General features: G+C 63.7%; 18 protein-coding genes. 14 read left to right on the top strand and 4 right to left on the bottom strand.

Annotated features, from left to right (window positions below; genetic code table 11):
* The first annotated feature begins 4 nt into the window (after nucleotides 1-4).
* The 6 genes from QWY79_RS02860 to QWY79_RS02835 all read left to right on the top strand — a co-directional run bounded on the left by QWY79_RS02860 (nucleotide 5) and on the right by QWY79_RS02835 (nucleotide 7,471).
* Complete coding sequence (locus QWY79_RS02860) at nucleotides 5-364, top strand: sarcosine oxidase subunit delta (protein WP_290269725.1); 360 nt, start codon at nucleotides 5-7, stop codon at nucleotides 362-364.
* A complete protein-coding gene (locus QWY79_RS02855; protein ID WP_290269723.1) occupies nucleotides 361-3,399 on the top strand; it encodes a sarcosine oxidase subunit alpha family protein in 3,039 nt (1,012 codons plus the stop codon). The genes QWY79_RS02860 and QWY79_RS02855 overlap by 4 nt, the downstream gene beginning before the upstream one ends.
* Nucleotides 3,392-4,042, top strand: coding sequence for a sarcosine oxidase subunit gamma (locus QWY79_RS02850; RefSeq protein WP_290269721.1), 651 nt, complete (start codon nucleotides 3,392-3,394; stop codon nucleotides 4,040-4,042). Before QWY79_RS02855 ends, QWY79_RS02850 begins: the two co-directional genes overlap by 8 nt.
* 254 nt (nucleotides 4,043-4,296) lie before the next feature.
* Nucleotides 4,297-4,692: a DUF4168 domain-containing protein gene (locus tag QWY79_RS02845; protein WP_290269719.1), complete on the top strand. Its 396-nt coding sequence runs from the start codon at nucleotides 4,297-4,299 to the stop codon at nucleotides 4,690-4,692.
* Nucleotides 4,693-4,840: 148 nt separating this feature from the next.
* Nucleotides 4,841-6,748, top strand: coding sequence for a DUF294 nucleotidyltransferase-like domain-containing protein (locus QWY79_RS02840; protein WP_290269717.1), 1,908 nt, complete (start codon nucleotides 4,841-4,843; stop codon nucleotides 6,746-6,748).
* A complete protein-coding gene (locus tag QWY79_RS02835) occupies nucleotides 6,749-7,471 on the top strand; it encodes a 3'-5' exonuclease (protein WP_290269715.1) in 723 nt (240 codons plus the stop codon).
* A 72-nt stretch (nucleotides 7,472-7,543) separates the two neighbouring features.
* Here QWY79_RS02835 and cobO read toward each other — a convergent pair whose 3' ends face one another.
* The gene (cobO, locus tag QWY79_RS02830) at nucleotides 7,544-8,143 is read right to left on the bottom strand and encodes a cob(I)yrinic acid a,c-diamide adenosyltransferase (protein WP_290269713.1); all 600 of its coding nucleotides are present in this window, start codon (nucleotides 8,141-8,143) and stop codon (nucleotides 7,544-7,546) included.
* Nucleotides 8,144-8,321: 178 nt separating this feature from the next.
* Here cobO and QWY79_RS02825 point away from each other — a divergent pair, with 178 nt between their 5' ends.
* From QWY79_RS02825 to pepN, 3 genes are all read left to right on the top strand, one after another.
* The gene (locus tag QWY79_RS02825) at nucleotides 8,322-8,813 is read left to right on the top strand and encodes a GNAT family N-acetyltransferase (RefSeq protein WP_290269711.1); all 492 of its coding nucleotides are present in this window, start codon (nucleotides 8,322-8,324) and stop codon (nucleotides 8,811-8,813) included.
* 93 nt (nucleotides 8,814-8,906) lie between these two features.
* On the top strand, nucleotides 8,907-9,284 hold the full coding sequence (locus QWY79_RS02820) for a YbaN family protein (protein WP_290269708.1): 378 nt from the start codon (nucleotides 8,907-8,909) through the stop codon (nucleotides 9,282-9,284).
* A gap of 117 nt (nucleotides 9,285-9,401) precedes the next feature.
* The gene (gene pepN / locus QWY79_RS02815; RefSeq protein ID WP_290269706.1) at nucleotides 9,402-12,032 is read left to right on the top strand and encodes an aminopeptidase N; all 2,631 of its coding nucleotides are present in this window, start codon (nucleotides 9,402-9,404) and stop codon (nucleotides 12,030-12,032) included.
* Between the two features lie 74 nt (nucleotides 12,033-12,106).
* On the opposite strand, the gene QWY79_RS02810 is transcribed toward pepN, so the two are convergent.
* Together QWY79_RS02810 and QWY79_RS02805 are read right to left on the bottom strand one after the other, a co-directional pair.
* Nucleotides 12,107-12,394, bottom strand: coding sequence for a hypothetical protein (locus QWY79_RS02810; RefSeq protein ID WP_290269704.1), 288 nt, complete (start codon nucleotides 12,392-12,394; stop codon nucleotides 12,107-12,109).
* Nucleotides 12,395-12,483: 89 nt separating this feature from the next.
* Nucleotides 12,484-14,082, bottom strand: coding sequence for a cation:proton antiporter family protein (locus QWY79_RS02805; protein WP_290269702.1), 1,599 nt, complete (start codon nucleotides 14,080-14,082; stop codon nucleotides 12,484-12,486).
* Nucleotides 14,083-14,218: 136 nt separating this feature from the next.
* Between QWY79_RS02805 and yegS the strand changes: the two genes are divergently transcribed.
* The 3 genes from yegS to QWY79_RS02790 all read left to right on the top strand — a co-directional run bounded on the left by yegS (nucleotide 14,219) and on the right by QWY79_RS02790 (nucleotide 16,591).
* Nucleotides 14,219-15,127 (top strand): lipid kinase YegS, encoded by a 909-nt coding sequence (gene yegS / locus QWY79_RS02800; protein WP_290269699.1) that lies wholly within the window; start codon nucleotides 14,219-14,221, stop codon nucleotides 15,125-15,127.
* Nucleotides 15,128-15,199: 72 nt separating this feature from the next.
* Entirely contained in the window at nucleotides 15,200-15,628 is a 429-nt protein-coding gene (locus tag QWY79_RS02795; RefSeq protein WP_290269697.1) for a VOC family protein, read from the top strand.
* Nucleotides 15,629-15,853: 225 nt separating this feature from the next.
* On the top strand, nucleotides 15,854-16,591 hold the full coding sequence (locus QWY79_RS02790) for a hypothetical protein (RefSeq protein WP_290269695.1): 738 nt from the start codon (nucleotides 15,854-15,856) through the stop codon (nucleotides 16,589-16,591).
* A 166-nt stretch (nucleotides 16,592-16,757) separates the two neighbouring features.
* Here QWY79_RS02790 and QWY79_RS02785 read toward each other — a convergent pair whose 3' ends face one another.
* Nucleotides 16,758-16,964 carry a cold-shock protein gene (locus tag QWY79_RS02785; RefSeq protein WP_141317413.1) on the bottom strand — a complete coding sequence of 69 codons (207 nt, stop codon included), beginning with the start codon at nucleotides 16,962-16,964 and terminating at the stop codon, nucleotides 16,758-16,760.
* A 299-nt stretch (nucleotides 16,965-17,263) separates the two neighbouring features.
* Here QWY79_RS02785 and QWY79_RS02780 point away from each other — a divergent pair, with 299 nt between their 5' ends.
* Complete coding sequence (locus tag QWY79_RS02780; RefSeq protein ID WP_290269691.1) at nucleotides 17,264-17,689, top strand: NINE protein; 426 nt, start codon at nucleotides 17,264-17,266, stop codon at nucleotides 17,687-17,689.
* Between the two features lie 15 nt (nucleotides 17,690-17,704).
* The gene (locus QWY79_RS02775) at nucleotides 17,705-18,349 is read left to right on the top strand and encodes a LysE family translocator (RefSeq protein ID WP_290269688.1); all 645 of its coding nucleotides are present in this window, start codon (nucleotides 17,705-17,707) and stop codon (nucleotides 18,347-18,349) included.
* The last annotated feature ends 186 nt before the right edge of the window (nucleotides 18,350-18,535 follow it).

Raw genomic sequence — 18,535 nt, 5'->3', positions numbered from 1 at the left:
AGACATGTTCTATATCTACTGCCCCTATTGCGGCGAGCATCGGGAAGAAGAAGAGTTTCACCCCAAGGGTGAGGCGCATATCGCACGCCCGGCGGATCCGGAATCGTGCAGCGACGAAGAGTGGGGCGACTACCTCTTCTTCCGCACCAATCCACGTGGCATCCATCACGAGATGTGGGTGCACGCCGTGGGCTGCCGCAAGTTCTTCAACATCACGCGCAACACGGCAACCTACGAGATCCTCGAGACCTACCGGATGGGAGAGCAGCCTTCCATCACGGATGACACCCGTGAGCCGCTCGAAGTCGCGCAAACCCCGACGGAGACCACTCCCGCTGATAACCTGGAAGGAGTCCGAGCATGAGCCAGCCCAATCGTCTCGATCGGGGGGGAAGCATCGATCGCTCGCGCGAGCTGAGCTTCACCTTCAATGGTCAATCCTACCGCGGCTATGCCGGCGATACCCTGGCCTCCGCTCTGCTGGCCAACGGGGTGGATATCGTCAACCGCAGCTTCAAGTACTCGCGTCCGCGGGGCATCGTCGCCGCCGGTGCCGAAGAGCCCAATGCGGTTATCCAGCTGGGCAGCACCGAGGCCGCTCAGGTACCCAATGTGCGTGCCACCCAGCAGGCGCTCTTCGATGGCCTGGAAGCCCGCAGCACCAATGGCTGGCCCAATGTCCAGCGTGACCTGATGGGCCTGGTCGGCAAGCTGGGCGGGGGCTTCATGCCGCCGGGTTTCTACTACAAGACCTTCATGGCGCCGGCCTCCATGTGGATGACCTACGAGAAGTTCATCCGCAAGGGCGCCGGCCTGGGTCGGGCTCCGGCGGAACGTGACCCGGACACCTATGACCACGTCAATCGTCATTGTGACGTCCTGGTGGTCGGTGGGGGGCCGGCCGGTCTCGCCGCCGCCCTGGCCGCGGGACGCAGCGGTTCCCTGGTGATCCTGGCCGACGAGCAGGAAACCATGGGCGGCTCGCTGCTGGATACCCGTGAGCTGCTCGATGAGCGTCCGGCCGAGCAGTGGGTCGCCGAGGTTACCGCGGAGCTGGAAGCCATGGACAATGTCCTGCTGCTGCCGCGTACCACGGCCAATGGCTATCACGACCACAACTTCGTCACCCTGCATGAGCGGCGCACCGAGCACCTCGGCGAAACGGCCCCCGAGCACAATGGCCGCCGTCCGGTGCGCTCGCGTCTGCACCGTGTCCGCGCCGGGCGCGTGGTGCTGGCCACCGGGGCGCATGAGCGGCCGCTGGTCTACGGCAACAACGATGTGCCGGGCAATCTGCTGGCGGGTGCCGTCTCCAGCTACATTCGTCGCTATGGCGTGGTGCCGGGCAGCAAGCTGGTGCTCTCCACCAGCAATGATCATGCCTACCGGGCGGCGCTCGACTGGGCGGAAAGTGGCCGTGAAGTGGCGGCGATCGCCGACGCGCGCGCCGAGCCGAAGGGCGAACTGGTCGAGCAGGCCCGCGCCAAGGGCATTCGTATCATCCCCGGTGCGGCCGTGGTGGAAGCGCGTGGCCAGAATCGTGTCAGCGGGGCACGCGTGGCCCGCATCAACATCGACGACTTCCGGGTCGAGGGCGATGGCGAACTGATCGAATGCGACACCATCGCCAGCTCCGGCGGCTACAGCCCGGTGATTCACCTGGCGTCGCACACTGGTGCGCGCCCCACCTGGCGCGATGACATCCTCGGCTTCGTGCCGAACATGGTCGACGGCGTGCAGGCCGCCGGCGGAGTGCAGGGCGTCTATGCCACACCCGAGGTGCTGGCGGGCGGCTGGACTGCCGGGGCCGAAGCCGCCCGGGCTGCCGGTTTCGAGGCCCTCGAGGCCGCGCTGCCGAGTGTCGAGACGCGTCACGACGGCGAAGCCGTGGCGCTCTATCAGGTGCCGCACCAGAAGGCCACGCTGCGTGCCCCCAAGCAGTTCGTCGACATGCAGAACGACGTGAGCGCGGCGGCCATCGAGGTGGCGACGCGCGAAGGCTTCGAGTCCATCGAGCACGTCAAGCGCTACACCGCCATGGGCTTCGGGACCGACCAGGGCAAGCTGGGCAATATCAACGGCATGGCGATTGCCGCGCGCTGCCTGGGACGCACCATTCCCGAGGTCGGCACCACGGTCTTCCGCCCCAACTACACGCCGGTGACCTTCGGTGCCATCGTCGGCCGGCACTGCCGCGAGCTCTTCGATCCCAAGCGCTATACCGCCATGCACCAGTGGCATGTCGAGCAAGGCGCCGAGTTCGAGGACGTCGGTCAGTGGAAGCGCCCCTGGTACTTCCCGCGCCGCGTGCAGGGCCGTCAGGAGAGCATGCACGACGCCGTGGCCCGCGAGTGTCGCGCGGTTCGCGAGAAGGTCGGCATCCTCGATGCTTCCACCCTGGGCAAGATCGACATTCAGGGCCCGGATGCGCGCGAGTTCCTGGGCCGTGTCTACACCAACAAGTGGGCCAAGCTGGCGCCCGGCCGTGTCCGTTATGGTCTGATGTGCAAGGACGACGGCATGGTGTTCGACGACGGCACCACCAGCTGCCTGGCCGAGAACCACTTCCTGATGACCACCAGCACCGGCGGCGCCGCCACCGTGCTGGAGTGGCTGGAAGTCTGGCACCAGACCGAGTGGCCTGAGCTGGAGGTGTACTTCAACTCGGTGACCGACCACTGGGCGACCCTGACCGTGACCGGACCCGAGGCGCGCAAGCTGATGTCCGAGGTCACCGATATCGACCTGGATCGCGAGTCCTTCAAGTTCATGGACTGGCGTGAAGGCAAGGTCGCCAACGTGCCGGCGCGTGTCTTCCGCATCTCCTTCACCGGAGAGCTGGCCTACGAGATCAACGTCCAGGCCAACTATGCGCTGCATGTCTGGGAGACGCTCTTCGCGCATGGCGAAAAGTACGAGCTGACGCCCTACGGTACCGAGACCATGCACGTGCTGCGTGCCGAGAAGGGCTTCATCATCGCCGGTCAGGACACCGATGGTTCGGTGACCCCGGAAGACCTGGGCATGCATTGGGCCATCGGCTACGACAAGCCGTTCTCCTGGATCGGCAAGCGGGCGCTGACCCGTCCGGATACCGCCCGGGCCGATCGCAAGCAGATGGTCGGGCTCAAGCCCAAGGATCCCAAGGTGATCCTGGAAGAGGGCGCGCAGATCGTCTTCGAGCCCGAGCATGCCATTCCCATGCCCATGAAGGGCCATGTGACCTCCAGCTATTACAGCCCGACCCTGGACAGCGGGTTCGCCCTGGCCGTGGTCAAGGGAGGCCATCAGCGCATGGGCGAGACCGTCTACCTGCCGATGGTCGACGGCCAGGTCCATGAAGCCGAGATCGTCAGCCCGATCTTCGTCGATCCCAAGGGAGAGCGCCAGAATGTCTAACACTGTTGATGACAAGATCAAGACCTTCGATACCCGCACGGATGCCAACGTGCCGATCGAATCACCGCTTGCTTATACCTATCGGCGTTCGGGGGCTCCGGCCCCCGACAAGAACAGTCAGGCGGTATTGCACGAGCGCCCCTTCCTGGGTCATCTGACACTGCGTGGCGGGGCCATTGTGCTGGACGAGGCGCTGCGTTCGGTGCTCGACATGTCGTTGCCGGCCGAGCCCCAGTCGCTGCTCTTCGACGCCAGCGGCGAGCGCAGCGTGCAGTGGATCTCGCCCGACGAGTGGCTGTTGATCGTGCCGGGAGGCGAAGAGTTCGAACTGGAGAATCGGCTGCGCGAAGCGCTCGGTGATGCCCATTTCGCGATCACCAATGTGGGCGGAGGCCAGACCGTTGTCGATCTCGAGGGCGAGGCGGCCAGCGAACTGCTGATGAAGTCGGTGATCTATGACGTGCATCCGCAGCACTTCCCGGTGGGCAAGGGCGTGACGACGGTATTCGCCAAGGCCACGGTGATCCTGCGGCGTCCTTCGGAAACGCGTTGGGAACTGGTGGTACGGCGCAGCTTTGCCGATTACGTCTACCGCTGGTTGCTGGATGCCGGGGCCGAGTACGGCATCGGAGTCCAGCGCTGATCCGTCAGCTACGCCGTGATACCCAGGGGGTGTCGGCGCACGGCGCCTCTGGCTGTTGAGGCGCGATTCAATGAGGCCGGGGTTTTCGCCCCGGCCTTTTGCGTATGTACCAGACATGGCGCGACTCCCGAGGGGCCGCGGGATGGTTGTAGCCGGTTACAAACTGTTACATTAATGATTGAACTTGCCATCCCGAGGACCGTCCCAAGGTGGCGAATCAACGAAAACGCACCAATGAATGACTGGAGATGTTCATGCAACGACTCACTACCCTGCTATCTGCCGCTCTGCTTTCCACTGGTCTGATGGCAGGCGTTGCCCAGGCACAGGACTCGAGCTCCACGGCGAACCAGTCGCAGACTCAAGGACAGACTCAGGCTCAGGCCAGTGACTTCTCCGATCAGCAACTGCAGAAGTTTGCCGATGCGTCCCAGGAAATCGCCGGGATTTCCCAGAACTACACTCAGCAGCTGCAGAATGCCGAGGGCGAGGAAGCGCAGAAGTCCATCCGCGAAGAAGCCAACACCAAGATGATCGAGGCTGTTGAAGCGAGTGGACTCGAAGTGGAAACCTTCAACACCATTGGCCAGGCCGTTCAGCAGAACCCCGAGCTGATGAAGAAGGTTCAGGGCATGACCTCCGGTCAATAAGTAGCGTTCGAACTCCTTCCGCACGCAGCGGTACCAGCGCATGGGCCACCTTCGGGTGGCCTATTTTTGTTGGGTTGAAGAACGCCGCTTTACAGTCTCCGGCGATCCTTTCAAACTTGGCGCATTCGTTGCTTTCGGAGCCGCCGACATGGAAGTAGAACTGCTGGAAATTCGCCAGCACATGGGGCGCTTCCCGCCCTTCGAGGCACTGTCCGACGACCTGCTCGATGAAGTGGTCGGCAGTATCGATGTGGCCTACTACAAGGCCGGCGAGGAAATCCTGGCGCTCGATCAGGAACTTCACCACCTCTGCTATGTGCGCAGCGGGGCGGTGGAAGTCTTCCGGCGTAGCGGGGACCTGCACAATCGCCTCGGCGAGGGTGACATCTTCGGCCAGTTGAGCCTGCTGCGTCACCGTCGCACGCGCTATCCCGCCACGGCGATGGAAGACACCCTGCTGTATTTCATTCCCGAGGAGATGTTTCATCGGCTCTGCGAAACCGATGATGTGTTCGCCGACTTCGTCGAGTTGCAGCGACCGCGCCTGGAAAGTGCGGTAGAGCAGCACAAGAAGAACAACGACATGATCGTCACGCGTATCCGCAAGCTGGTGACGCGTTACCCGGTCATGGTCGAGGCATCCACCACGGTACAGGAAGCTGCCCGCCAGATCGGGGATTTTCAGGCGTCCGCCGTGCTGGTGCTGGACGAGCCCCGGGACAATCCTCGCTATACGTTTCGTGACAGCGAGGACCGAGCCTGGCAGGTACGCGGCATTCTCACCGACAGCGATTTCCGCACCCGGGTGGTGGCCGAAGGTCGGCCACCGGAAACGCCGGTGGGTGACGTGGTCGCCGACAGGGTGATCGCCGTGCAGTCCGATGAGTCCGTGCACGAGGCCATGCTGTGCATGCTGCGTCACAACATCCATCACCTGCCGGTCATGCATCGGCGGCGCCCGGTGGGCATCGTGCATCTGTCGGACATCATCCGTTACGAGACGCAGAGCAGCCTCTACCTGGTCAGCAACATCTTCCATCAGCCCAACATGGAAGGCCTGGCGCGCCTGGCCCCGGACATCAGTGCCGCCTTCGTGCGCATGGTCGAGGAGGGTGCGGATTCGCGCATGGTCGGCAATGCCCTGTCGACCATCGGCCGCAGCTTCACGCGCCGGCTGCTGGAACTGGCCGAGGATACCCTCGGGCCGCCGCCGGTGCCGTATTGTTTCATGGCCATGGGCTCCATGGCGCGCAACGAGCAATCGATCGTCACCGACCAGGACAATGCGCTGGTCCTGTCCGACGACTTCGATCCCGAACAGCACGATGCCTACTTCCTCGAGATGGCCAGGATTGTCAGCGATGGCCTGGATGCCTGTGGCTATACCTATTGCAAGGGCGACATCATGGCCACGAATCCCCAGTGGCGGCAGCCGCTGGCGACCTGGAAGCGCTATTTCAGCGACTGGATCGACGACCCGAACCCCGAGCACCTGTTGCACAGTTCGATCTTCTTCGACCTGGACACCGTTCACGGTGAAAACGCCATGGTCGAGGAGCTTCAGGATCTGGTGGCCGACAAGGCGTCGAGGAGTTCGCTGTTCCTGGCGGCCATGGCGCGCAACGCCCTGAATCGCACGCCGCCGCTGGGCTTCTTCCGCACCTTCGTGATGGAGAAGGACGGCAAGCACAACAACTCGATCAATCTCAAGCGGCGCGGCACGGCCCCCTTGACCGATCTCATCCGGGTGCATGCGCTGGCCTGCGGCTCGCGGGCCCAGAACAGCTTCGAGCGCCTCGATGACATCGACAAGACCTCCCTGCTGGCCCCGGGTGTCAGCGACCGCCTGCGCTATGCGCTGGAACTGATGTCCATGTCGCGCATTCGCCATCAGGTCATCGACCTGGAGCACGAGCAGACGCCGGACAACAACATCGAGCCGGAGAACGTCTCGAGCCAGGAGCGCCACAACCTGAAGGAAGCCTTCCAGGCCCTGAGCCATGCCCAGAAGTTCCTCAAGTTCCGCTATCCGTTGCCTTCATCGAGGTCGCGCTGAATGACCATGCTCGTACCACGTCGTCCCCAGATACCCGATTGGACGGCCTATCTGGCGCAGCGGGCCGAGCATGCGCAGGACGCGCGGCTGGCCCGTTTCTTCGAGGCAGGCACGCCGTCACCGGATACGCCGGTCCGGGATGTGCCGATGGTGGCGCTGGACATGGAAACCACGGGGCTCGATGCGCGCAACCATGCCATCGTCAGCATCGGTATCGTGCCCTTCAGCCTGGGACGCATCCAGCTGAGCGAGCGTCGTTACTGGGTGGTCCGGCCCCAACGCACCCTGCATGCCGAGTCGGTGACCTTTCACCACATCACCCATACCGATATCGAGCAGGCGCCGGAATTCGGCGATGTCCTCGAGGACCTGCTGGAAGCACTGCAAGGCCGTCTGGTGGTGGTGCATTACCGGCATATCGAGCGGCTCTTTCTCGATGATTCGGTAAAGGCACGCCTCGGCGAGGGCCTGATGTTCCCGATGATCGATACCATGGCCGTCGAGGCGCGTTTCCAGCGCCAGACCTGGCTGGCGCGCTTCAAGCGCTGGGTGGGGCGGCCGCCGGCGTCGATTCGTCTCTTCGACAGCCGGGCTCGCTATGGCCTGCCGGCCTACCAGGGGCATCATGCGCTGACCGATGCGCTGGCCACCGCCGAGCTGCTGCAGGCTCAGGTGGCCCATCACTATGAGCCGGAGATGCCCATCGGTCAGCTCTGGACCTAGGCCAGAACGGCCTCGCGGTGGTGCGCGTTTGCGTGCCTGCGACCTGAATCCCCGCTTGCCCGAGCGCCGTGCTCAATAATCGATGCCGCGTCTGGCCTCCAGGCCGGCATTGAAGGCGTGGCGAACTTCCTGCATCTCGCTGATGGTGTCGGCGGCATCGAGCAGCTGACGATGGGCGTTACGCCCGGTGACGATCACCGTCTGTTCGGCCGGGCGCTCGGCCAGGGCGTGCATGACGTCCTCGATGGCCAGGTAGCCGAACTTGAGCATGTAGGTGATTTCGTCCAGCACCACCAGATAGACATCCGGGTCGGCCAGCATGCGTCGTGCGGCCTGCCACACTTCCTGACAGGCCTGCGTATCGGCCTCGCGGTTCTGGGTTTCCCAAGTGAACCCCGTGCTCATGATGGCCACGTCCAGCCGGGGATCCTCGGCCAGGCGCTGGCGCTCGCCGCACTCCCAGTTGCCCTTGATGAACTGCACCACGCCGACGCCATAGCCGTAGCCCAGGGCGCGGGTGACGGTGCCCCAGGCGGCAGTAGTCTTGCCCTTGCCGTTGCCGGTAAAGACGAGGAGTTGGCCGCGCTGCTCGCTGGCACTGGCGATACGCTGGTCGACATGCGTCTTGAGGCGCTGCATGGCCTGGCGGTGGCGGTTGTCACGATCTGTCATGCGAAAGGTCCGAAACTGGCGGTATGAAGTTGCCATGGCAGCTTACGCGACCCGCTGAAGGGCGTCGATGTCTTCATGTTCACGCTGGAGTGTCATGAGAACCCTTCAGGTTGGGGCGGCTGACAACGTCATTCAGGCGCGTCACAATCCGCCAGGAATCGGCCACGAGTCTAGTCGCATGACCCTCACGCTACGCCCGGCGGCGGCTCACGACCTCGCCGCCCTGTGTCACCTGGAGCAGGTCGCGTTGAGCACGGACCGCTTCAGCCGCCGTCAGCTCTATCACCTCCTGCATGGTGCCAATGCCCTCACCGTGGTAGCGGACGGCAGTGCAACCGGCCTGCAGGGCTATGGCACCCTCTTGATGCGACGCAACAGCCGGCAGGCCAGGCTCTATTCCTTCTGTGTCCATCCCCGAAAACGAGGGCGCGGCCTCGGGCGTGACATGCTGCGCTGGTTGATGCGCGAGGCCATCGCCTGCGGTTGTGAACGGATGGTGCTGGAAGTGCGGGTCGACAATCCGGCGGCCCTGGCCCTCTACCGGCAGGCCGGCTTCCTGCCCGAGGCCTGGCTCACCGCGTATTATGAGGACGGTTGCTCCGCCTGCCGGATGTCCAGGGCGCTGGCGGCACCCCATCCTGATAGACAGCCTCGCATAGCCGCATCCTGAAGGCGTGATTGACGATGCCGATTGGCAGATGCGGCGCCGATGCGCTTCAATGGTCATCACGATTCCAGTACCGCCACAGGGAGCAAGCGCCACATGTCACACGCACGTCGTGTCGCCTTCATGATCCTGGCGGGGTTGTGTTTTACGCTCGGCGTGATCGGTGCCTTCCTGCCGATCATGCCGACGACCTGCTTCATGCTGTTGGCGGTGTGGTTCGCATCGCGCAGTTCACCGCGTTTTGCCGCCTGGATCCGCCAGCACCCTCGCTTCGGCCCCACGGTCTCGGCCTGGGAAGCCGAACGTGCCATTCCTCGGCATGCCAAGTGGACAGCCGGCGTCATGCTGCTGGCCTCGATGATCGTGCTGGCCTTCACGGTCAGTCTGCTTTGGCTGAAGCTGGTGCTGATTCTCGGGCTGGCACTGCTGGGTGCCTGGATTCTGACCCGACCGGAGCCTGCTGCCACGTCCTGATGGCCGAGCCTGCAGGAGGTGACGCCACCCCGGCCATGACGGCCCGGATCCTGCTTTGAGGTTGTGGCATGCTGAGCCGTACAATGGTCGGCAACTTTTGACAGGAGCCATACCTCGATGTCCCAGCCCCAAGCGATTCACCTAAGCGACTATCTGCCACCTGCCTATCGCGTACGCCACACCGAGCTGACCTTCGACCTCGACCCGGCCGCGACGCGGGTCAAGGCGCGCCTGCATCTCGAGCGCCACCCCGAGCGGGAAGCGGGCGCCGCGCTGGAGCTCGATGGCGAGCAGTTGACGCTCGAGTCGGTCGCCATCGACGGCCAGTCGCTTGGGGCTGACGAGTACCAGCTGACCGAGCAGGGCCTGCGCATCGAGGGGGTGCCGTCGCGCTGTCAACTCGACACCGAAGTGACCATCGCCCCCGAGGCCAACACGGCACTGGAAGGGCTCTATCAGTCCGGCGGCATGTTCTGCACCCAGTGCGAGGCCGAAGGGTTTCGCCGCATCACCTTCTATCCCGATCGTCCCGATGTCATGGCGACCTTCTCGACCACCGTGATCGGACAGGCCGAGCGGGAGCCGGTGCTGCTCTCCAACGGCAACCCGGTGGAGCGCGGCGAGCTGCCGAACGGGCGTCATTTCGTGACCTGGGAGGACCCTCACCCCAAGCCCTGTTATCTGTTTGCCTTGGTCGCCGGTGACCTGAAGAAGGTCGAGGATCGCTTCACCACCATGAGCGGGCGTGACGTCACCCTGCAGATCTGGGTGGAAGAGGAAAACCTCGGCAAGACCGATCACGCCATGGCCTCGCTCAAGCGTGCCATGCGCTGGGACGAGGAGACCTATGGTCGCGAGTATGATCTCGACCTGTTCATGATCGTCGCGGTCAATGACTTCAACATGGGCGCCATGGAGAACAAGGGGCTCAACATCTTCAATTCGGCGGCGGTGCTGACCCATCCGGACACGGCCACCGATGCGGCCTTTCAGCGTGTCGAAGGCATCGTCGCCCACGAGTACTTCCACAACTGGTCGGGTAACCGGGTGACCTGCCGCGACTGGTTCCAGTTGTCCCTCAAGGAAGGCTTCACCGTCTTTCGTGACCAGACCTTCTCCGCCGACGTGAACTCGGCACCGGTCAAGCGTATCCAGGACGTGTCCTTCTTCCGCACCGCCCAGTTCGCCGAGGACGCCGGGCCGACGGCCCACCCGGTGCGTCCCGACCACTACATCGAGATCGGCAACTTCTACACCCTGACCATCTACGAGAAGGGCGCCGAAATTGTCCGCATGCTGCGCAATCTGGTCGGCTGGGAGGCCTTCCGGCGTGGTTCGGACCTGTATTTCGCGCGCTTCGACGGCCAGGCGGTCACCATCGAGGACTTCGTGGCCTGCATGGCGGAGGCCTCCGGGCAGGACCTGAACCAGTTCATGCTGTGGTACTCCCAGGCCGGTACACCGGAAATCGATGCCCACGGCGAGTATGACTACGCCCGCGCCGAGTACCGCCTGGTGCTGCGGCAGCGCACGCCGGCCACGCCCGGGCAGGCCGACAAGCAAGCCCTGCACATCCCCCTGCGCATGGGGCTGGTGGGCACCAAGAGCGGCCGCGATCTGGCGCTGACACTGGACGGTGAATCCATCGGACGCGACGGCGTGATCCACCTGCGCGAGGAAGAGCAGGAATTTGTCTTCACCGACCTCGCCGAAGCACCCGTGCCCTCGCTGGCGCGGGGCTTCTCGGCGCCGGTCAAGCTAAACTTCCCTTATTCCCGCGAGGACCTCGCCTTCCTGCTGGCCAACGACAGCGACGGCTTCAACCGCTGGGATGCCGGCCAGCGTCTGGCACTGCTGGCGCTGGATGATCTGATCGCCGCCCATCGCAATGGTGTCGAGAAGGTCATGGATACCCGTGTCATCGAGGCCTTCCGCACTCTGCTGCGTACCGACACCGATGACAAGGCGGTACTCGCGGAAATGCTGACACTGCCGTCGGAGGCGTACATCGCCGAACAGCAGCCGGTGGTCGATGTCGACGCCATCCATGCGGCGCGTCAGTTCGTCAAGCAGTCCCTGGCCGGGGCGCTGCGCGATGATTTCCTGGCGGTCTACCAGGCCAATGTCGATGCCGCGCCCTATGCGCCGGAACCGGAGCAGATTGCCGCACGCAGCCTGAAGAATGTGGCCCTGTCCTACCTGATGAGCATCGAGGACGAAACAGCGGTCTCACTGGCCCAGCGTCAGTTCGAGGCCGAGCACAACATGACCGATGTGCGCCACGCCCTGACGCTGCTGACCCACAGCAGCCGTGACGACCTGGCCGATCCGGCGTTGAAGACCTTTGGCCAGAAGTGGGCCCATGATCCGCTGGTCATGGATCAATGGTTCAGCATCCAGGTCTCGCGGCCCCAGGACGACGCCCTGGAGCGTGCGCGCTTCCTGATGGAGCACGAGGCCTTCTCCCTGACCAATCCCAACAAGGTGCGCGCCCTGATCGGCGCTTTCGCCCAGAATCGCGTCAACTTCCACCGCCTGGATGGTGAGGGTTACAAGCTGCTGGCCAACGCGGTCATCGAGCTCAACCGCCTGAACCCGGAAATTGCCGCCCGGCTGCTTACCCCGCTGACCCGCTGGCGGCGGTTCGACGAGACGCGCCAGGACCTGATGAAGGCGGAACTGGAGCGCATCCAGGCCGAAGACCTGTCACCCAATGTCTATGAGGTGATCGAGAAGGCGCTCGCCTGATATCGGCGGAGACGCGTCAGGACATCAGCGCCGCCCTCGAGGCGGCGCTGATGTATGGGGGCCGGGTTGTTTCACTAGTTGATCAGCCAGCCCAGCACCAGCAAGGCCAGCAACCACCACAGCAGGGTGGCGATGAAGGCGCGTCGCAGCAGGGCGCTGAAGCCGCGCCACAGCATCCACAGCCCGAGCACCAGGATGAGCAGGCTGATCCAGGACGCCGAGATGCCGAGTGACTCGGACAGGCCGCTGAACAGGCCATCCACGGCGTTATCGGCGTGGCGGAAGAGGCCGCTCAGCAATTCGACGATCAGGCGAATGCCTTCGCCCAGGGTGTTGCCGATAAAGGCAAACAGGTCTTCCATGGCAGAGATCCATCGCAGGCTTGAAACGAGGCGCCAGTATCACGGCTCTCGTCATGCGGGGCAAGGCGCCCCGATCCGCTCCCGAGTGCCTAGCCGAGCTGCTGGATCTTGGCATAGATGCCGGCCTCCTCGGCGGCGCTGTCGGCCAGGGCGCGTCCAGCCTCGTCATAGACGTGGAAGACCGCATTGGCTCCCAGTTCGCGAATCGGGCCGATTTCCTCGGGGTATTCGACCACGGCCGTGATGCGCCCGGGGAAATGCCGCAGGCGCAGTTGCTTGAGCGCCGCCAGGTTGCCGGCATGGTGAGGCATGGCCAGGACCACCATGCGTGCCTGCGGCGACATCAGCAGCTTGTCCCAGAAGTCCGAATCCACGGCGTCACCCTCCAGGATGTTGAAGCCGCGCTCCTCCAGGCGCTTGACGCTCTTGGGGTTGCTGTCGATGCCCAGCACATTCAGGCCGTACTCCTTCTGCAGGCGGCGGTAGGCGCTGCGCCCGATGCGGCCCATGCCCAGCACCACGGCTTCGGCATCGCCGACATCGATGGGCCGGTCACTCGGCGACAGGGCCGCGCTGTCGATGCTGGGCAGCAGACGCTCGAGACGCCGATAGAGGCGTTCGCTGAAGGCATTGAGGAGTGACGAGGCGGCAAAGCTCAAGGCCACGGCCAATGACAGCGTGACCAGCCAGTCGGTGGGCAACAGGCCGGTACTGGCGGCGATGGCGCCGACGATCAGGCCGAATTCGGAGTAGTTGGTCAGGCTCAGGGAAGCCAGCAGCGAGGTACGATGGCGCATGCGAAAGCACATGAAGACCAGCTGGAAGAGCAGCCCCTTGAGCGGCAGCAGCATGACCAGCAGGATGGCCAGGATGACCTGTTCCAGGTCGGGCAGGGCGGTCAGGCCCAGGCTGAGGAAAAAGCCGACCAGCAGCAGTTCCTTGAGGTTGAACATCGAGCGGGCCAGCGTCTGCGCCGCGGGGTGGGGCGATAGCAGCAGGCCGATGATCAAGGCGCCGAGATCGCCCTTGACGCCGACCGCCTCGAACAGCGCATAGCCCATCACCAGTGCCAGCAGAATGCCGCACAGCATCTGCATCTCGCCATGGCCCATGCGATCGAGCAGGCGGCGCAGCGCCGGTGCCGCGGGAATCAGCAGCAGCAGGCCCAGGGCCCAGGGGCTCGGCAGGGTGCCGCTGGAGGCCGTCAGGAAGACCACGGCGAAGATGTCCTGCATGATCAGCACGCCGATGGCCAGCCGACCATAGGCGGTCTGTGATTCGCTGCGTTTCTCGAGTACCTTGACCACCAGTACGGTACTCGAGAACGACAGGGCGAAGGCCAGCAGCCACAGCGTCGATGACTGGACATCGCTCAACATCGACAAGCCTGCCAGCTTGAGGCCCATGAAGATGCCCATCAGCGCCAATGTCGAGGCCAGCATGTGCAGGGTGGCGCCGCCCCAGACATCCGGTCGCAGCAGGGTGCGGATATCCAGTTTGAGCCCGATGGTGAACAACAGCAGGGTGACCCCGATACCGGCCACGACATCGAGCATGGCCGAGGCCTCGAAGCCGAGGACATTGAGGGCGAATCCGCCCGCCAGGAAGCCGACCAGTGGTGGCAGGCGCAGGATCTGAGCGACCAGGCCACCGAGGAAGGCGGCGATGATGAAGGCTGGATCGATCATGATGGCTCCGCTGCGACAACAGGATGCAAAGACACGTATTATAAGGAAGTCGTAAACTGAATGGCATTCATCATCCTAGCGTGTCGCCCTGGCATTCAACGCATGCGGCACAGCTGTCATGACGCGAGGAGGCTGGGTGGGCTCCACCAGGTTGATTCTTAACGGTCAGGTCGCGCAATTGCCGGCGCTGCGCCAGGCCGTCTTCGCCAGTCGTCGCTCGGGCGCCCGGCTGGAAGTACATGTGACCTGGGAGGCCGGGGATGCGGCTCGCCTGGCCGAGCAGGCCGGCCGCGACGGCATGACCCGGGTGATCGCCGGCGGCGGTGATGGCACCGTCAACGAAGTGGTCAATGGGTTGATGCGGCTGGTGCGCCACCAGCGCCCGGAGCTGGGCATCCTGCCCCTGGGCAGCGCCAATGATCTCGCCACTTCGCTGGGCATGCCCATGCCCCCCGGCAAGGCACTGGCCGTGGCCTTGACTGGCGCGGCGCGCCGCGTCGATGTGGTCAGGCTCGATGAGCGCTATTTTCTGAACATGACCACCGGCGGTTTTGGTGCCGAGGTCACGTCGTCCACGCCGAAGAGTCTCAAGCGCTTGATGGGGGGCGGGGCCTATTCGCTGATCGGCGCGCTCAAGGCCTGGCAGCATCGTCGCTATCCGGGCGAGATCCGCTGGGCGGAGGGCAGGCGTCGGGCCGATCTGTTCGTGCTGGCCATGGGCAATGGCATCCAGTCCGGCGGGGGCCAGCCGTTGACGCCCGAGGCATGTCTCGATGATGGCCTGCTGGATATCCTGGTGGTCCGCGACTTCGCCTCCCTGCAGGACATGATCAGGATGCGCCGCGAATTGCAGACACGCCCTGTGCAGGGTGCCTTCGTCGAAGCCTTCCGCACTCGCTGGCTCAGCTACGAAGGACGCCAGCCGCTGCCCTTGACCCTGGATGGCGAGCCCATGCAGCGCCGACGCTTCAGCGCCGAGGTCGAGCCCTCGGCGCTGGAACTCGTCGCGCCGGCGGGCTGTCCCTTGTTTAGCGCGGGCCGATAGTAGGGTCGCGGACTGTCCTGAACCGGCCCCTGGCATGCAGCCCGGGCGCTACCGAACCGAGGAGATTGCATCATGCTGACGCCTTTCCATCTTGCCGTGCAGGTCCGCGACCTGGCCGAGGCGCGCGCCTTCTACGGTGAGCTGCTGGGGTGCGAGGAAGGCCGCTCGAGTGATAGCTGGGTGGATTTCAACCTCTATGGCCACCAGTTCGTGGTGCATCTCAATCCGGCGCTGGGTGAGGGTGGCGTGGCCAGCCATCACAATCCCGTGGACGGCCATGGAGTCCCGGTGCCGCATTTTGGGGTCGTTCTGGAAATGGCCGACTGGGAGTGGTTGGTCGACCGCCTGAACGCTGCCGGCGTGAGTTTCGATATCGAGCCCCATGTGCGCTTTCAGGGCGAGCCCGGCGAGCAGGCCACCATGTTTTTCCGTGATCCGAGCGGCAATGCCATCGAGTTCAAGGCCTTTCGTGACATCCAGGGGCAGTTGTTCGCGACCTGAGAGCCGCCCCAGCCGCGAGGGAACCACTGCTTAAATGCCTGCGCATGCAAATCGCGGCGTTGCGCGGTGCTCGAAAGCTCGCCTAACTATCTGTTATGTCTCGCTTTCGGCGCTCCGTGCGCCTTGCGCTTCACTATGCTCGGCGATTTTTTCAGCGCTTCCCGAGTGCTTGCGGTACGCCAGGGGGTCTGTTGCAATATCGCTTCGTTTGTCGGGAGGCCGAAGATGTCGATGAAATTCTGGGTGCCGTTGGCGTTGGCACTGTCGTTGCTAGTAACCGGATGTGGCGAGGAGCCGGACGCCCCGGTCAATGAACAGGGCTCGTCGGAGCAGACAGCAGCAGGGGCAACCGAGCAAGAAGCGGCGAGCCCGGCCGATGAAGAAGCGGAGGGCGAGTCGGCTGCCGCGGACAGCGCGACGACAACGGCAGCCGCGGCGTCCGGCGGCGAAGAGTCCGAGCCGAGTGCGTCGGCTGACGAGTCCGCCATGACCGAGGAAGAGCTGTCGACCCTCGAGGCCTCGCAGGAGAGTGGCAGCAGCGAGGTGCTGGGCGAGTCGGAATCACTGCCCGGCGAAACCGGCGGGGATGATGTGGATGCCATCATCGAGGAGACCGAGCGGCGTTTCCAGGAAGCTCGTCAGCAGATCGACGAGCAGTTCAAGGAAGCCGAGCAGCAGGCCCCGGAGGCGACCAGCACCGCGGAAAACGACATGGGCGCCGACCTGGACGAGGCACTGGAATCCTCGAGCGAGCTGCCGGATGAGCCGGCGACGCTCAGCGAATCCAGCTCCGACCCGGAAGTGCAGGCGATTCTCGAGGAAACCGAGAAACGCTTTCAGGAAGCCAGTCAAAAGATCGATCAGCAGTTCGAGCAGGCCGAACAGTCGGTCCCCGGCGAGGTCCGCGAGTCGACCACCACCGAGTCCGGATCATCCGCGACCGAGGAGGAATCCACACCCTGAGTGTGGTGCACTGGCGCAGGGCCGACAGGTGGCAGCGTGCTGCCTGTCGGTCGGCGTCGGGGCGGTGACAGTCTGAACGACCAGGCATCAAAAAGGCCCACCTTACGGTGGGCCTTCGCATGGCGTCGTCAGCAACGACGCTCCGGGGGAGACAGCCGCTGTGGACTCAGTCTTCAGCCCGGACGTTGGAGGCCTGAAGGCCTTTTTTGCCCTGAGTGACCTCGAAGGAGACCTTCTGGCCGTCCTGCAGGGACTTGAAGCCTTCAGCCTGAATCTCGGAGAAGTGAACAAAGAGGTCATCGCCACCGTCTTCCGGAGAGATGAAGCCATAGCCCTTGGTGTCGTTGAACCACTTGACAGTGCCAGTTGCCATTGTCGATTTCCTTAACTAGCTAAATGATGTTGCTGGGCGTGACGAAGAGATCGCACTATGCCCAAGTGCGTGGGCAAGACAAGAAAGAAGTGCGCACTCGGTGTATCGAAGGGATCGACGTACAACTGACGACTTTTCTACTTGCTGTCCAACGCGATTGATGGTGCATCAGCACCAGGGTTGCGTCAACCGCGACCCGCGAGGAAACTGTTGTCACCAACAAGAGTCACTGTAGATGGAAAGCTCCGGGTCGTCCAGTGACGCAGGAGCCTTCACAATCCCTTTGTCGAGACATGTCCATGCAACACACGCAAATTGCCGCGCAAGACACGCACAGCAAGCTGATCGGCTACCTGCTGTGGTTCTTTGGCTTCCTGGGCGCTCACCGCTTCTACTTCGGCAAGCCGGTCACCGGCACCATCTGGTTCTTCACCTTCGGCCTGTTCCTGATCGGCTGGTTGGTCGATCTGTTGCTGATTCCCGCCATGGACCGTCAGGCCGACCTGCGCTTCCAGGCCGGGCCGATCAGCTATACGCTGGCCTGGTTGCTCCTGACCTTTCTGGGAGTCTTTGGCGTGCACCGCTTTTACCAGGGCAAGTGGCTGACCGGTCTGCTGTATCTGTGCACGGGCGGCTTGTTCCTGCTTGGCGTGCTGTATGACTTCTGGACCCTCAATGACCAGATTTCCATGCGACATACCGAGCGTGGTGTATTCAGCCACTGAGGCGTGGAGGGGCTCATGCTGATCGATACGCAGTTCTGGCCGTTTGTGGTCGCCATCACCCTGTTGAGCATTACCCCCGGGGTCGACACCCTGCTGGTGATCCGCAATACCGCCCGGGGCGGGCCGCGTGATGGCATCCTGACCAGCCTGGCCATCTGCAGCGGGCTCTTCGTGCATGCCACCATCTCGGCCCTGGGCATCTCGCTGATCCTGCTGCAGTCGGCATGGGCCTTCGGGGTGCTGAAACTGGCCGGTGCCGCTTACCTGATCTGGCTGGGCCTGAGCAGCCTGCTGGCAGCGCGACGCGGACAGGGCCTGCCGGTGGCGAGTGTCGCGGAATCGCGCCAGAGCGTGCCGATCTGGCGCCCGTTGCGGGAAGGGCTGCTGTCCAATGTGCTCAACCCCAAGACCGTGGTCTTCTACATGGCCTTTCTGCCGCAGTTCATCGCGCCGGGGGATCCGGCGCTGATCAAGTCGCTGTGGCTTGCCGGCGTGCATTTCGTGATCGCCAACCTGTGGCAGATCGGCGTGGTCTTCATGGTCGGCAGCGCCGGACGCTGGCTGGCCAGCCCCGCCTTCTCGCGCTGGCTGAACGGCATCACCGGCGGGGTGTTGATCTTCTTCGGGATCAAGCTGGCAGTGACACGGGCGCCAGGCTGAGCCTGTCGCAATGAGTTAAGGCAGAGGGAAGAGGTAAGAGGGAAGAGGGAAGGGAAAGCCGCTGGTGTGACCCCGAAAAAGTAGACACCTTGTCTCAAGCCGCTAACTCATAGGCTCTGGGCGCCACTCCGCCCAGAGTCTCGTGAGCACGGATTCCATCATAATACTCACAGATGTAATAGCGCA

This window comes from Halomonas sabkhae, assembly GCF_030409265.1.
Classification (GTDB): Bacteria; Pseudomonadota; Gammaproteobacteria; order Pseudomonadales; family Halomonadaceae; genus Halomonas; species Halomonas halmophila.
The sequence above is the reverse complement of the archived record's forward strand: the minus strand, read 5'-3'. Positions and strand labels throughout refer to the sequence as shown.

Bases quoted from the DNA above. Each gene is read 5' to 3' on its own strand.
- QWY79_RS02795 (WP_290269697.1), top strand. From the start codon at position 15,200: ATGCTGACGCCTTTCCATCTTGCCGTGCAGGTCCGCGACCTGGCCGAG.
- QWY79_RS02785 (WP_141317413.1), bottom strand. From the start codon at position 16,964: ATGGCAACTGGCACTGTCAAGTGGTTCAACGACACCAAGGGCTATGGC.
- QWY79_RS02805 (WP_290269702.1), bottom strand. From the start codon at position 14,082: ATGATCGATCCAGCCTTCATCATCGCCGCCTTCCTCGGTGGCCTGGTC.
- QWY79_RS02860 (WP_290269725.1), top strand. From the start codon at position 5: ATGTTCTATATCTACTGCCCCTATTGCGGCGAGCATCGGGAAGAAGAA.
- QWY79_RS02825 (WP_290269711.1), top strand. From the start codon at position 8,322: ATGACCCTCACGCTACGCCCGGCGGCGGCTCACGACCTCGCCGCCCTG.
- QWY79_RS02845 (WP_290269719.1), top strand. From the start codon at position 4,297: ATGCAACGACTCACTACCCTGCTATCTGCCGCTCTGCTTTCCACTGGT.
- QWY79_RS02820 (WP_290269708.1), top strand. From the start codon at position 8,907: ATGTCACACGCACGTCGTGTCGCCTTCATGATCCTGGCGGGGTTGTGT.
- QWY79_RS02780 (WP_290269691.1), top strand. From the start codon at position 17,264: ATGCAACACACGCAAATTGCCGCGCAAGACACGCACAGCAAGCTGATC.
- cobO (WP_290269713.1), bottom strand. From the start codon at position 8,143: ATGACAGATCGTGACAACCGCCACCGCCAGGCCATGCAGCGCCTCAAG.
- QWY79_RS02855 (WP_290269723.1), top strand. From the start codon at position 361: ATGAGCCAGCCCAATCGTCTCGATCGGGGGGGAAGCATCGATCGCTCG.
- QWY79_RS02775 (WP_290269688.1), top strand. From the start codon at position 17,705: ATGCTGATCGATACGCAGTTCTGGCCGTTTGTGGTCGCCATCACCCTG.
- QWY79_RS02850 (WP_290269721.1), top strand. From the start codon at position 3,392: ATGTCTAACACTGTTGATGACAAGATCAAGACCTTCGATACCCGCACG.
- pepN (WP_290269706.1), top strand. From the start codon at position 9,402: ATGTCCCAGCCCCAAGCGATTCACCTAAGCGACTATCTGCCACCTGCC.
- QWY79_RS02840 (WP_290269717.1), top strand. From the start codon at position 4,841: ATGGAAGTAGAACTGCTGGAAATTCGCCAGCACATGGGGCGCTTCCCG.
- QWY79_RS02790 (WP_290269695.1), top strand. From the start codon at position 15,854: ATGTCGATGAAATTCTGGGTGCCGTTGGCGTTGGCACTGTCGTTGCTA.
- QWY79_RS02835 (WP_290269715.1), top strand. From the start codon at position 6,749: ATGACCATGCTCGTACCACGTCGTCCCCAGATACCCGATTGGACGGCC.
- QWY79_RS02810 (WP_290269704.1), bottom strand. From the start codon at position 12,394: ATGGAAGACCTGTTTGCCTTTATCGGCAACACCCTGGGCGAAGGCATT.